Annotated in this window: 11 protein-coding genes; 5 read left to right on the forward strand and 6 right to left on the reverse strand. The window is 64.0% G+C overall.

Translation table 11 applies throughout. The annotated features are described in order from the left end of the window. Positions 1-147 precede the first annotated feature (147 nt). Both DYI37_RS02730 and DYI37_RS02735 read left to right on the forward strand, forming a co-directional pair. Complete coding sequence (locus DYI37_RS02730; protein ID WP_116681629.1) at positions 148-1,122, forward strand: TAXI family TRAP transporter solute-binding subunit; 975 nt, start codon at positions 148-150, stop codon at positions 1,120-1,122. A gap of 114 nt (positions 1,123-1,236) precedes the next feature. Continuing rightward, positions 1,237-4,065, forward strand: a complete 2,829-nt coding sequence (locus DYI37_RS02735) for a TRAP transporter permease (protein ID WP_116681630.1) — start codon at positions 1,237-1,239, stop codon at positions 4,063-4,065. A gap of 92 nt (positions 4,066-4,157) precedes the next feature. Here DYI37_RS02735 and DYI37_RS02740 read toward each other — a convergent pair whose 3' ends face one another. Then, positions 4,158-4,904, reverse strand: coding sequence for an SDR family NAD(P)-dependent oxidoreductase (locus DYI37_RS02740; protein WP_116681824.1), 747 nt, complete (start codon positions 4,902-4,904; stop codon positions 4,158-4,160). A gap of 413 nt (positions 4,905-5,317) precedes the next feature. On the opposite strand from DYI37_RS02740, the gene DYI37_RS02745 reads away from it, so the two are divergent. The 3 genes from DYI37_RS02745 to DYI37_RS02755 are packed head-to-tail and all read left to right on the forward strand — an operon-like array spanning position 5,318 to position 9,190. Further along, entirely contained in the window at positions 5,318-6,541 is a 1,224-nt protein-coding gene (locus tag DYI37_RS02745; protein WP_116681631.1) for an acyl-CoA dehydrogenase family protein, read from the forward strand. Beyond that, positions 6,534-8,144, forward strand: coding sequence for an AMP-binding protein (locus DYI37_RS02750; protein WP_116681632.1), 1,611 nt, complete (start codon positions 6,534-6,536; stop codon positions 8,142-8,144). Before DYI37_RS02745 ends, DYI37_RS02750 begins: the two co-directional genes overlap by 8 nt. Continuing rightward, entirely contained in the window at positions 8,141-9,190 is a 1,050-nt protein-coding gene (locus DYI37_RS02755) for a phosphotransferase family protein (protein ID WP_116681633.1), read from the forward strand. The genes DYI37_RS02750 and DYI37_RS02755 overlap by 4 nt, the downstream gene beginning before the upstream one ends. Before the next feature lie 91 nt (positions 9,191-9,281). Here DYI37_RS02755 and sufA read toward each other — a convergent pair whose 3' ends face one another. The 5 genes from sufA to sufC all read right to left on the reverse strand — a co-directional run bounded on the left by sufA (position 9,282) and on the right by sufC (position 13,848). After that, positions 9,282-9,665: a Fe-S cluster assembly scaffold SufA gene (gene sufA / locus DYI37_RS02760; RefSeq protein WP_116681634.1), complete on the reverse strand. Its 384-nt coding sequence runs from the start codon at positions 9,663-9,665 to the stop codon at positions 9,282-9,284. A gap of 136 nt (positions 9,666-9,801) precedes the next feature. Continuing rightward, the gene (locus tag DYI37_RS02765; protein WP_116681635.1) at positions 9,802-10,236 is read right to left on the reverse strand and encodes an SUF system Fe-S cluster assembly protein; all 435 of its coding nucleotides are present in this window, start codon (positions 10,234-10,236) and stop codon (positions 9,802-9,804) included. Positions 10,237-10,245: 9 nt separating this feature from the next. Next, positions 10,246-11,508, reverse strand: coding sequence for a cysteine desulfurase (locus DYI37_RS02770; RefSeq protein ID WP_116681636.1), 1,263 nt, complete (start codon positions 11,506-11,508; stop codon positions 10,246-10,248). A gap of 327 nt (positions 11,509-11,835) precedes the next feature. Continuing rightward, positions 11,836-13,089 (reverse strand): Fe-S cluster assembly protein SufD, encoded by a 1,254-nt coding sequence (sufD, locus tag DYI37_RS02775; protein WP_116681637.1) that lies wholly within the window; start codon positions 13,087-13,089, stop codon positions 11,836-11,838. A 3-nt stretch (positions 13,090-13,092) separates the two neighbouring features. Then, a complete protein-coding gene (gene sufC / locus DYI37_RS02780) occupies positions 13,093-13,848 on the reverse strand; it encodes a Fe-S cluster assembly ATPase SufC (RefSeq protein ID WP_116681638.1) in 756 nt (251 codons plus the stop codon). Positions 13,849-13,881: the final 33 nt, after the last annotated feature.

A 13,881-nucleotide genomic window follows, 5' to 3' on the forward strand; every position in this document is an offset into this window, starting at 1 on the left:
GCAGCGATGATTCATCTCGAAACCAGGGGGAACGACCGGTCGCGGGTCCGGGCTCGGCCCTGCGAAACTTGCCTTGAGCCGGAACCTTGGTCACTATTACGCCATGATCGGTTCGCCATCGCGGACCGGCGACATGAAGGAGTTCTCATGAAGACCACACGTCGTCAGTTCACCAAGGCTCTCGGACTTGCGAGCCTGCTCACCGTGGGATCGACCCTCGGCAACGCAGCGCAGGCGCAGGAACAGTTCTTCTCCATCGGAACCGGCGGGCAGACGGGCGTCTACTACGTCGTCGGACAATCGGTATGCCGTCTGGTGAACCGGGCGACCGACTACAAGTGTACCGCGCCCTCGACCGGTGGTTCGATCGCCAACATCAATGCGATCAAGTCCGGCGACATGGCGATGGGCGTTGCCCAGTCGGACTGGCAGTTCCATGCCTATAACGGCAGCTCCCAGTACGAAGGCGACAAGTTCGACAAGCTGCGCGCGGTGTTCTCGCTTCACCCCGAGCCGTTCAACGTGGTCGCCCGCAAGGACGCCAACATCGCGACCTTCGACGACCTCAAGGGCAAGCGCGTCAATGTGGGCAATCCGGGTTCCGGCATGCTCGCGACGATGGAAGTCCTCATGGACGCCAAAGGCTGGACCATGGACGACTTCGCGCTGGCCTCGCAGCTGAAGCCGGCGGAGCAGGCCGCCGCGCTCGGCGACAACAATGTCGACGCCATCATCTATGCCGTCGGCAATCCGAACGGTTCCATCCAGGAAGCCACCACCACGGTCGACGCGAATCTCGTTCCCGTCACCGGCCCGGAGATCGACGAGCTGATCGAGGAGAATCCGTACTACGCCAAGGCCACGATCCCCGGCGGCATGTACGAAGGCAATCCGGACGACGTCGAGACCTTCGGCGTGCGCGCCACGCTCGTCTCCAGCGCGGATGTGGACGAGGAACTCGTCTACCAGGTCACGAAAGCCGTGTTCGAGAACTTCGATCGGTTCAAGAGCCTGCATCCGGCCTTCGCCAACCTGACGAAGGAAGAGATGGTGAAGACGGGCAACAGCGCTCCGCTGCACCCGGGCGCCGAGCGCTACTACAAGGAAGCCGGCCTCCTCTAAGGCTCTCTTCCGGCATCCGGCCTCGTTCGCTTCGAGGCCGGACCGCCGTTTCCGTGCACAGGACGTGGGCCGTCGCCAGGCTTGCCTCGCCAGGCATTCGAAGGATTTCTCGAGATGAGCAACACGCCCGAACGAGGACGCAATTCCGCAGAAGAGCGGGCGCACACTGCGAGCCTCGACGACGAGAGGCCGCGCCGGATCGACGAGGTCGACGTTCGCTCTGCCACGAACAAGAGCGAGGATCTCGACTCCCTCGTCGCTTCGTCCGATACGGGCGGGCGCTCGCCGAGCAAGCCGGTTGCCTATTTCATCGCGGCCGTCGCCCTTCTCTGGTCTCTGTTCCAGCTCTGGATCGCCTCGCCCTTCCCGTTCCAGCTCGGCATCGGCGTCTTCAACACGACCGAATCGCGATCGATCCATCTCGCCTTCGCGATGCTCCTCGCCTTCCTCGCCTTTCCGGGCGAGCGCTCGCCGATCCAGATCGGCCTCGGCATCGCCGTGCCGATCGTTCTCGGCCTCCTCTTCATGAGCGGCGCGACCGGCGTTCTCCCGGTCTGGTATATTCCGCTCATCACCCTCTTCGTCGTCGCCTGCGTGATCGCACCCTCGCCCGACGACCGGGTGCCGATCAACGACTGGGCGCTGGCGATCGTCGGCGCCTTCACGGCGATCTATCTCTACGTCAACTACGACGCCATTTCGGGCCGCGTCGGCGCGCCGATCGAGATCGACTTCATGGTCGGCACGCTCGGGCTGATGGTGCTCCTGGAGGCGACCCGCCGCAGTCTGGGGCCCGCGCTCATGGTCGTCGCCTCCATCTTCCTCGTCTACACCTTCCTCGGGCGCTACATGCCCGACATCATCGCCCATGGCGGCAATTCGTTGTCGGAGGTCGTCAATCACCAGTGGATCACGACCGAAGGCGTCTTCGGCATCGCGCTCGGCGTTTCGACCTCCTTCGTGTTCCTCTTCGTGCTCTTCGGCTCGCTCCTCGATAAGGCCGGAGCCGGCAGTTACTTCATCAACGTCGCCTTCTCGCTGATGGGTCACATGAAGGGCGGTCCGGCGAAGGCCGCCGTGATCTCCTCGGCCATGACGGGCCTTATTTCCGGCTCCTCGATCGCGAACGTCGTCACCACCGGCACCTTCACGATCCCGCTCATGAAGAAGGTCGGCTTCTCCTCGGAGAAGGCGGGCGCCGTCGAGGTGGCGTCCTCGGTGAACGGCCAGATCATGCCGCCGGTGATGGGCGCCGCCGCCTTCCTGATGGTCGAATATGTGGGCATTCCCTATTTCGACGTGGTCAAGCACGCCTTCCTGCCGGCGGTGATCTCCTACATCGCGCTCGTCTACATCGTGCACCTGGAAGCTGCGAAGGCCGGCATGAAGGGGCTTCCGCGTTCCTACGAGCCCTCGCCCTGGCTTCGCTGGCTGGTCGGCCTCGCCTTCGGAATCGCGGCGATCTGCGCGCTGTCCTTCGCGGTCTATTACGGCATGGGCTGGATTCGTCCGGTTTTCGGCGAGAACGCCTTCTGGGTGGTCTTCGGCCTTCTGGTCGTCGCCTATGTCGCGCTGGTCGCCTATGCCGCCGGCCACAAGGCGGATGCGATGTCGACGGAAGGCGAGATCACCGTCCTGCCACCTCCCGGACCGACGGTGAAATCGGGCCTGCACTTCCTCCTGCCGGTCGTCGTCCTCATCTGGGCGCTGATGGTGGATCGCCTGTCGCCCGGCCTCTCGGCCTTCTGGGCCTCCGCCTTCATGATCTTCATCCTCCTGACCCAGAAGCCGCTCTTCGCCTTCTTCCGCAAGACCGGCGGGTTCGGCAGCGCCTTCAAGGCCGGCTGCATCGATCTTCTCGAAGGCCTCATCGCTGGCGCACGCAACATGATCGGCATCGGCATCGCCACCGCCGCCGCCGGCATCATCGTCGGTGCGGTCTCCCAGACCGGTGTCGGTTCGGCGCTCGCGGACGTGGTCGAGGTCCTGTCCGGCGGAAATCTCCTTGCGATCCTGTTCCTCACGGCGATCCTGTCGCTGATCCTCGGAATGGGTCTGCCGACGACCGCGAACTACATCGTCGTGTCCGCGCTTCTGGCGCCCGTCATCGTCACCCTCGGCCAGCAGAACGGGCTGATCGTGCCGCTGATCGCCGTTCACCTGTTCGTCTTCTATTTCGGCATCATGGCCGATGTGACGCCGCCGGTGGGGCTTGCGAGTTTCGCCGCGGCAGCCGTCTCGGGCGGAGATCCGATCCGGACGGGAACGGTCGCGTTCTTCTACTCCCTGAGGACGGCCGCCCTGCCCTTCCTCTTCATCTTCAACACCGATCTCCTGCTGATCGATGTCGATCTCCTGCACGGTGTCTTCATCTTCGTGGTGGCGACGGTCGCGATGCTGTTATTCGCGGCGGCAACGCAAGGGTGGTTCCTGACGAAGAGCCGCTTCTACGAATCGATCGCGTTGCTGCTCATCGCCTTCACCCTGTTCCGGCCCGGGTTCTGGATGGACTCGATCTCGCCGCCCTATATCGAGCGAGATCCCGTGAACCTCGAAGCGGCCGCCGAGGCCGTGCCGGCGGGCGGCGATCTCAGGGTGCGCGTCGATGGGTTCGACGCTCTCGGCGATCCCCTGTCATTCGTCGCGCTCGTCCCGATGAGCGATGCGGCAACGGGCGCCGAGCGCCTGGCCGATGCGGGGATCGAGACGATCGAGCAGGATGGCAAGATGATCATCGACAACGTCGCGTTCGGCTCGCCGGCGGCGGATGCTGGGCTCGATTGGGATCAGGAGATCGTCCGCGTCCTGACGCCCGCCGATCAGCCGTCAAAGTACTGGATGTATATCCCCGCGCTTCTTCTGCTCGCAGGCGTCGTCTGGTTGCAGCGTGGCCGCGTGGCGAGGGACGAACCGATGGGGCGGATGAAGACGGGGAACGCCTGATCCCCGACCCATAGAGTGCTGGTGAAGCCGAGCCTTGTTTCATGCTCGGGCGCCGACCGCATCCACGGTGCGCGTGCGGTCGGCGCCTTTCTTCAGAGCGAAGACACCAGGTGACCGCCATCGATGACCAGTTCCGATCCGGTCATGTAGCGCCCGGCGTCGGAGGCCAGAAGCAGAAGCGCGCCGTCGAGATCGCTCTCCTGCCCGAGGCGACGCTGCGGGATGCGCTTGACCAGGGCCTTTCCGGCATCGGTCGCGAAGAAATCGCGGTTGAGCGGCGTCTCGATATAGCCCGGACAGAGTGCGTTCACGCGGATGCCGTAGCGGGCCCATTCGAGCGCCATGGATTTGGTCATCTGGACGAGACCGGCCTTCGAAACCGCGTAAGGCATCAGCATTCCGGCGACGCGCAGGCCGAGAATCGATGCGATATTGACGATCGATCCTGACCGCTCGATCCGCCGCAATGCGCGCGCGGCCGCCTGCGCCACCAGAAACGCGCCCTTCAGGTTCGTGTCGAGTACGTGATCCCATTCCGCCGGATCGAGATCCAGCGCGGGCGTCGTCGACTGGACCCCGGCGTTGTTCACGGTGATGTCGAAGACGCGATCGGCGAAGCAGGCGGCGACGCTTTCGGCATCCTGAACGTCGAGATCGATCGCATCCGCCCGTCCGCCGGCCCCGGTGATCGCCTCGACCCTCTCGCACAGGACATCGCCCCTTCGCGCCGCGAGCGTCACGCTCGCGCCGGCCTCCGCCAGCACGGCAGCAAAATGCGCTCCGAGCCCGCCAGAAGCTCCTGTGACCAGCGCGGTCTTCCCCGTCAGATCGAATGTCATGATCGCCTCCCATCCTCGCATTTGCGTCCGTATTCCGCCTTCACCTACCGCATCGGACGGGAAAGTGGACCCTGTTCGCGGATCATCCGATGCGCGCCCGAGCAGTCGGATTCTCGGGGACCATCTCCAGGATCGCGTCCATGGACGCATTCCAGAGGGCGAGCGGTCGAACCCCGACCGAAGGAGGAGCGGTAGCGGGTGGTACGGACGTCGAGCGCGAAGCGAGGGTCCGGAATTCCGCGCCGCGAGGCCCTTCGGCCAGTCCTCGAAGAAAACTTTTCGGGCCGTCTTCCGTCTTCGCGTCTGGCGATCGAGGGCGTTTCGACTATCCTGACATGGTGGCCGGTCCGGGAGCGGTGGGGAATCGCCTGCTCGCCCGCATATGAACCGGACACGCGTTGGGAGGCGCGTTCATGGATTTCAGAATATCGCCGGAGCTCGAGTCTCTGCGCCTCGAGGTCGCCCGGTTCGTCGAAGACGAGATCATACCGCTCGAATCCGACCCGCAAGCCTATGACGGCCACGGGAACATCGCCGAACCTCTCCTCGAGACGCTGCGCGCGAAAGCGAAGGAGAGTGGTCTTTGGTGTCCGCAGCTTAAGGCCGAAACCGGCGGCCTCGGTCTGTCGAAGACCGGCATGGCCGTCCTCTACGAGACGATGAACCGCTCGATCTTCGGTCCTGTCGTGTTCAACAGTGCCGCTCCCGACGACGGCAATATGATGGTGCTCGAGGCACTCGGAACGCCCGACCAGAAGGAGCGGTGGCTGAAGCCGATCGTCGAGGGCAAGGTCCGTTCGGCCTTCGCGATGACGGAGCCCGCGCCGGGCGGCGGATCGGATCCCTCCATGATGCTGACGCGCGCGGTGCGCGACGGTAATGAGTGGGTCGTCAACGGGCGGAAATGGTACATCACCGGCGCGGAAGCTGCCGAACACTTCATGCTTCTCGCCAAGACCTCGGACGATGAACGCCGTGGCCATACCTGCTTCCTGTTCCATCGCGACGATCCGGGCTGGCGGATCATTCGGCGCATCCCGATCATGGGACCGGAAGAACACGGCGGTCACTGCGAGCTTGAATTCACCGGGCTTCGTATCCCGCACGAGAACATTCTCGGTGAGGAAGGCCGGGGCATCAAGGTGGTCCAGACGCGGCTCGGTCCTGCGCGTCTCACCCACTGCATGCGATGGCTCGGACTTGCCAAGCGCTGCGTCGAGATCGCCAAGGAATATGCCGAACATCGCGAAGGTTTCGGGGTCACGCTGATCGATCGGGAGAGCGTGCAGCTGATGATCGGCGATCTTGCGATGCAGATCGAGATCGGGCGCCTTCTCGTGATGAAGGCCGCATGGGAGATCGACCAGGGGCGTTACGCCCAGAAGGAAATCTCCATGGCGAAGGTGCATGTCGCCAACCTTCTGCATCTGGCGGCGGATCGGGCGATCCAGATCAACGGCGCTCGCGGCTATTCGAATGACACCCCGCTCGAATGGATCTACCGCTACGCGCGGCAGGCAAGGCTCGTCGACGGGGCCGACGAAGTGCACAAGATGCTGCTCAACCGGCATCTGTCCAATCTCGGGACGGATTTCTGGAAGTGGGACGTCGAAGGCGAAGCGGCAGACCATGCGTGACGAAGCCCATCTGCGCCCACGCGCCGCCAATTTCCGCCCCCTCACGCCGATCGATTTTCTCGTCCACGCGGCCGACGTCTCGCCAGCTCGAAGAGCGGTCGTTTGGCGGTCGCGAACCTGGACGTGGAAGGAATTCGAAACGGTGGTTCGCCGCCTCGTCGCCGTTCTGAAAGGTCATGGCATCGGATCGGGCGACGTCGTCTCGGTCATGTGCACGAACCGGCCCGAAATGCTGGCAGCCCATTTCGCGGTTCCCGCACTCGGCGCCGTTCTCAACTGCGTCAACACGCGGATCGATGCCAGGGACATCGCCTATATTCTGAGGCATTCCGAGAGCCGGCTCCTGATCGCCGATCCCGGCTGCGCGGTCGTCGCCAAAGTCGCCGTCGAGGATGTAGGCCTTCCCTTCGAAACAATCGCCGAAGACGGGACCAATGGCGATGGCCTCAAGCTTCTTGGCAATGGTCCGGCGCCGGAGATCGACCTTCTGGAGGCCGTCACCGACGAATGGCAGCCGATCGCCCTCAATTACACCTCGGGCACCACCGGCAATCCCAAAGGCGTCGTCCTCCATCACCGGGGCGCCTGGATCAACGCGATGGGCAATCTCACCGCGCTCGGCTTCACCCGCGAGACCACCTATCTGTGGACGCTGCCGATGTTTCACTGCAATGGCTGGTGCCACACCTGGGCCATCACGGCGGCGGGCGGCACCCATGTCTGCCTCGACAAGGTGGAGCCTCAGGCTGTGTTCGACGCGATCGCGAACCATCGCGTGACCCACCTCTCCTGCGCACCCGTCGTCCTCTACATGCTCGTGAACTCGGATGCGAAGGAGACGCGCGATCCCGCCAAGCGGCTGACCGTCGCGACCGGCGGGGCGGCGCCCACCGCCTCGCTGATCAAGGCGATGGACGTTCTCGGCTTCGATTTCGTCCACCTCTACGGCCTGACGGAGTGCTACGGTCCGACGTCCATCCGCGAGCTCGACGACGCCGAACTCTCTCTCGACGTGGAGGAGCGTGCGGAGCTTCTCGCCCGCCAGGGTGTGAGGCATCTATCGGCCAACCGCATCCGCGTCGTCGACGAAACCGGTCGCGACGTTCCCCGGGACGGGAAGACGGTCGGCGAAATCGTCCTTGCGGGAAATACGCTCCTTGCCGGCTATTACCGGGATGCCGAGGAGACCGAGAAGGCCTTTGCCGGCGGCGGTTTTCGGACGGGCGATCTCGCCGCGCACCATCCGGACGGACATATCGAAATCAAGGACCGGGCGAAGGACGTCATCATCACCGGCGGCGAGAACGTCTCCTCCCTCGAGATCGAAAGCGTTCTGTCCCGTCATCCGGGGGTTGCGATCGCGGCCGTCGTCGCAAGACCCGACGAGAAATGGGGCGAGGTTCCGATGGCCTTCATCGAGGCGAAATCCGGTCGGCCGATCGATACCGCCGAACTCGAAGCCTTCTGCCGGCAGCATCTCGCCGGCTTCAAGATGCCTCGCGCATGGGCGTTCGGCGAACTCCCGAAGACGGCGACCGGCAAGATCCAGAAATATCAGCTTCGCGCGGCAGCATCGCGCGGCGCGAACGAGGCGGACGCATGACTATTCGCGATGACACCCTTCGCGCCCCGATCGATGCCGATCGGCTCGAGCATTTCCTCAATGAGCGGTTCGGCAGCGATCAGCCCTTGTCGATGACGCAGATCAGCGGCGGCCAATCGAACCCGACCTTCCGGGTCCGGCACGGCGACCGGAAAATGATCCTGCGCAAGCAGCCGCCGGGCGATCTGGCCAAGGGTGCGCACCGTATCGATCGCGAGTATCGCGCGATGGATGCGCTCGCGGGGACCGCCGTTCCGGTTCCCGCGATGATCCTCTACCACGACGACCCCGAACTTCTCGGAACACCCTTCTACCTGATGGAGGAGGTGCCCGGTCGCGTGTTCCAGACGGCGGCGATGGACGGCGTCACCCCCGAAATGCGGACGGCGATGTATGAAAACCTCGCCGATACGCTCGCGGTTCTGCATGCCGTCGATTACGAGGCGGCCGGGCTTTCCCGATTCGGACGGCCGAACGCCTATTTCGAGCGACAGATCGACCTGTGGAGTGGTCAACTCGAGAATTCGACCGGCGAGCCCATAGCGGAACTGGAGGAACTCGCTCGCTGGCTGCGAGAAAACCAGCCCGAGGACGACGGCCTGTCGTCGATCGCCCATGGCGATTTCCGGGTCGGGAACATGCTCTACGATGCGGATGGCCCGGGCATCGCCGCGGTTCTCGACTGGGAACTGGCGACCATAGGTCATCCGCTCGCCGATCTCGCCTTCTGCTGCATGCCCTGGCACACGTCATCGGACGAATATGGCGGGATCCTCGACCTCGACCGCGAAGCGCTGGGCATTCCGAGCGAAGCGGATTTCGTCGAGCGCTACCGAAAATCCATGCCGCAGGTTCCGGCCCCCACGGCCTTCCATCTCGCCTTCGCACTGTTCCGATTCGCCGTCATCTTCGTCGGCATCGCGGACCGAGCCCGTCAGGGCAACGCCGCCGATCCCGACGCGGAACGGTACGGACCGCTCGCAAGACGCTTCGCGATCCGTGCATGGGAGGTCATCGGCAGGCGTGGCAGCACCGCAGACGGCTGAGAAAGCGGCTCTGGACAGGGCGAACTTTACAAGCTCGCGCCTTAAGACTGGAGCCTAGGATCCAAGCCCCAAGTAACGGGTCAGGCCACGTTCAACCTTCGGCTCGCTGTTCGGCGAGCGACTTCAGATCGGCGGCCTTCAACTCGACGGATTCGCCGCAGCCGCAGGCTGATGTCTGGTTGGGGTTGTTGAAGACGAAGCCTGACCGCAGCACGGTCTCCTCGTAATCCATCTGCGTGCCGAGAAGAAACAACACGGCTTCCGGCGCGATGAAGACCCTCGCTCCATTCTTCTCGACCCGGTCATCCGTCGGGCTGGCCTCTTTTGCCAGATCGACCGTGTATTCCATACCGGCGCAGCCGCCCTTCTTCACGCCGACGCGAACGCCGAGCGCCGGCTCGTCCTGGCTCGCGAGAATGGCATTGACGCGCTCTGCAGCGGCGTCGGTCATGGTGAGAACTGAAAAACGGCTCATTCGACCCTTCCTTCCTTCACGCGAAACCCATTCGTCTTCGCCGAGGTCTTCCCCCACGCATACCACTCCGCCGGCCTGACGGAGCTGGGCGATGGCCGGTACCTCGCATTTGCCTGCGAGACGCCCGGCCGAGCGGTCAGAACCAGCCGACCGCGACCTGCGCCTCCTCGCTCATCCGCTCCGGCGTCCACGGCGGATCGAAGACGAGTTCGACCTTCACCTGCCCGACGCCCTCAACGGAGGCGACCGCATTCTCGACCCAGATCGGCATCTCGCCGGCCACCGGGCAGCCAGGGGCGGTGAGGGTCATCTCGATATCGACATCGCGACTGTCGTCGATATCGACCTTGTAGATGAGGCCGAGCTCGTAGATGTCGGCCGGGATCTCCGGATCATAGACGCTCTTGAGCGCACCGATGATGTCGTCGGTCAGACGGGACAGTTCCTCTGGCGGGATCGCCGAGGTCTGAGCGGCCTCACCCTGAGCGAGCGCCATGTTGGCAGCAGCCGTATCGTCGGCGGGCTTGCCGGTTTCGCTCTCACGCGGCTTCGTCTCGATCTCGTCGTTCATCACGTCTCCTCAGGCGAAGAAGCGGCGCGCCTTCTCGAGCGCCTCCGCCAGTTTATCCACTTCGCCATGCGTATTGTACATCCCGAAGGATGCCCGGCATGTGGATGTCGTTCCGAACCGCTTCAAGAGCGGCTGGGCGCAATGGGTGCCGGCGCGAACCGCGACGCCTTCCCGGTCGATGACCATGGAAATGTCATGGGCGTGCACCCCTTCCATGTCGAAGGAAATGATGGCCCCCTTGCCGGGCGCTTCGCCGTAGATGCGCAGGGAATTGATTTCCTTGAGGCGCTTGTGCGCATAAGCACTGACATCCGCCTCGTGCGCGGTGATCGCCTCGCGGCCGATCGTGTCCATGTAGTGGAGCGCGGCGCCGAGCCCGATCGCCTGGACGATGGGCGGCGTCCCGGCCTCGAAGCGATGCGGAGGCGCGTTGTACGAAACGCTCTCTTCCGTCACCTCGACGATCATCTCGCCGCCACCGTTGAACGGCTGCATCCGCTCCAGCATCTCGCGACGGCCATAGAGCACGCCGATGCCACTCGGGCCGTAAACCTTGTGGCCGGTGAAGACGTACCAGTCGCAGCCGATCTCGGCGACGTCGACCGGCAGATGGACGGCGCCCTGGCTTCCATCGACGAGAACCGGGATGCCCTTTCCATGGGCAAGGCGCGTCACCGCCTTCACGTCCACGACCGTCCCGAGAACGTTCGACATATGGGTCGTCGCGACGAGCTTCGTGCGCGGAGTCATCGCCTTCTCGAACGCCTCGACGGAAATCGATCCGTCGTCCTCGACGGGGACGAAGACGAGCTTGGCGCCCTTGCGCTCGCGCAGGAAATGCCAGGGGACGATATTCGAGTGGTGTTCTGCGAGGGTCAGGACGATCTCGTCGCCCTCCCCGATCTCCTGCATGGCATAGCCGTAGGCCACGAGGTTAATCGCCTCGGTCGCCGACCGGGTGAAGACGATCTCTTCGCTCGAGCCCGCATTGAGAAACCCACGGACGATCTCACGTGAGGCCTCGTAGGCGTCGGTCGCCGCATTGGAGAGGTAATGCAGGCCGCGATGGACGTTCGCATACTCGTTTTCGTAGGCGAAGGTGATGCGGTCGATCACCTGCCTCGGCTTCTGGGCCGAGGCACCATTGTCCAGATAGACCAGCGGCTTGCCGTAGACTTCCTTCGACAGGATCGGGAAATCGCGGCGGATGGCGTTCACGTCATAGGAAGCGGGGCTCGCGCCAGGCGTCCTCGTCTCGGTTTCGGTCGTCATAGTCCATGAACTCCAGATGCGATCGGTCGGGCCGGCATTAGCATATGCCCGTGCACCTCACCGAACATGCCGTCCCGTCTTACTCGAAGCCGCCGACCCGCCAAAGAACCGTGTCCGAGGCTCCGTCTTCTGGTCACGCATCGGATGGCCCAGAAGACGGATCAACTGATCGGTCCGATGCTCCAGCTCAATTCGGCAGGAACGCCTGCGGTTTAAAGGCGGTCGATCGCCGCACTCGCCCGCTGCGACGATGCGGGAGCGAGAGGGCGGCGACCGGATCGATCGGCGTGACGTCGACCGGGGAACGACGAGCGTTCCGTGAGACCGTCAGCCGTTAGCCGAGAGCCAATCGTCGATCCGGGCTTCGAGAACGTACTGAAGCGCCTCGTCCTCCAGTTCCTCGACGACTTCGGTCACGAAGGCCTTGATGAGCAGAGCGCGAGCCTTGTCGGCCGGAATGCCGCGCGACATCAGATAGAAGAGATGATCGGCATCGATCTCTCCCGCCGTCGCACCATGGCCGCAGACGACGTCGTCGGCGAAGATCTCCAGTTCGGGCTTTGCCGAGAAGTCGCCTTCGTCCGAGAGAAGCAGCGAATTGCAGGCGAGCTTCGCATCGGTCTTCTGAGCGCCGCGCGCCACCTTGATGATGCCCTGGAACACGCCGTGACCGCCGGTCACCACATTGCGGAACGTCTCGGTCGCCGTCGTGTTGGGAACCGTGTGGTTCAGCGTCGTGGTGACGTCGATGTGCTGGCCGTCCCTGATCAGGTTCACGCCGCGCATCTGGATGTCGGCGCCCTCACCGACGACGTCCGTATGCACCTCGTAGCGCACCAGACCACCGCCGGCATTGAGGACGAAGAGCCGGAACAGGGAATCGGCTTCGAGGCGGACATGCAGCTGTCCGAGATGGACGGCATCGAGCCCCTTCTCCTGATCGACGATCCACAGGACCTCCGATCCCTCACCGAGATGGAGCTCGGTGACGCCGGTCGACGGCGCTCCCTGTGCGTTTCCGTCCAGCCGCTCGACAAAGGTCGCCTTCGCCTTGGCTCCCAGCGAGACGCGGGTATGGGCGTGGCCTGAAAGTCCGACTCCCGGGCGAAGCTCGATCGCGTGATCTGGGGCTGCGCCGGCCTCGACCGTGATCGCGCTCGAATTTGCGCCGAAGGCCGAGTTCAGGGCCCGGATCGTGTCGATCGAACGATCGAGGCGGTTCGGCGTGACCTTCCAGTCGGACCGTTCGTCCGATTTCGCGACGGAAACGCCCTTCGGTAGGTGGCTGCCTTCGGAGGTTCCAAGATCCACGATCGAAGAGCCGTGCAGGAACGGCTCGAGCACCGTCTCACCGCTCTCGCGCAGGGCCTCGATCGCGCTCTCTTCGCCGAGGCGCTTGCCCATCAGCTGGCGCAGATCGGTGTAGTGCCAGGCCTCGACGCGGCGGGTCGGCAAGCCTTCCCGGCGCAGGGCCTCGATCGCCGGGCGGCGAACATTCTCGTTCTCCCCTTGCGCCTCGGCGAGCTGCAACAGGCGCGTCTCGGCCGGCGTGCGGGGTCTCAGTTCGGTGACGCTGCTCATGGTTCAGGCGGCCTCGTCGATGATCTGGCTGTAGCCTTCGTTCTCGAGCTTGAGAGCGAGATCCTTGTCGCCGGTCTTGATGATGCGGCCCTTGTAGAGGACGTGCACCGTGTCCGGCACGATATAGTCGAGCAGGCGCTGATAGTGGGTGATGACGAGGAAGGAGCGCTCCGCACTCCGCAGGGCGTTGACGCCGTCCGCCACGATCTTCAGCGCATCGATGTCGAGGCCGGAATCCGTCTCGTCCATCACGCAGAGCTTGGGCTCGAGCAGCGCCATCTGCAGGATTTCGGCGCGCTTCTTCTCGCCACCCGAGAAGCCGACATTCAGCGGACGCTTCAGCATGTCCGGATTGATCTGGAGATCGGCCGCCGACGACTTGACCCGGCGCATGAATTCCGGCGTCGTCAGCTCATCCTCTCCGCGCGCCTTGCGCTGGGCGTTGAGCGCGGTCTTCAGGAAGGTCATCGTCGCGACGCCCGGGATCTCCAGCGGATACTGGAAGGCGAGGAAGATGCCCGATGCCGCGCGCTCGGCCGGATCCATCTCGAGGATCGACTCGCCGTTGTAGAGGATGTCGCCCTCGGTCACCTCGTAGTCCTCGCGTCCGGCGAGGATGTAGGAAAGGGTGGACTTGCCGGAGCCGTTCGGCCCCATGATCGCGGCGATCTCGCCGTCCTTGACCGTCAGGTCGACGCCGCGGAGGATCTCGGTGCCTTCCTCGGCGACGCGGGCGTGCAGGTTCTTGATTTCGAGCATGATTGTCTTTCGTCAGCGTACGTCTGTGTCTTC

Source organism: Fulvimarina endophytica (assembly GCF_003403015.1).
Classification (GTDB): domain Bacteria; phylum Pseudomonadota; class Alphaproteobacteria; order Rhizobiales; family Rhizobiaceae; genus Fulvimarina; species Fulvimarina endophytica.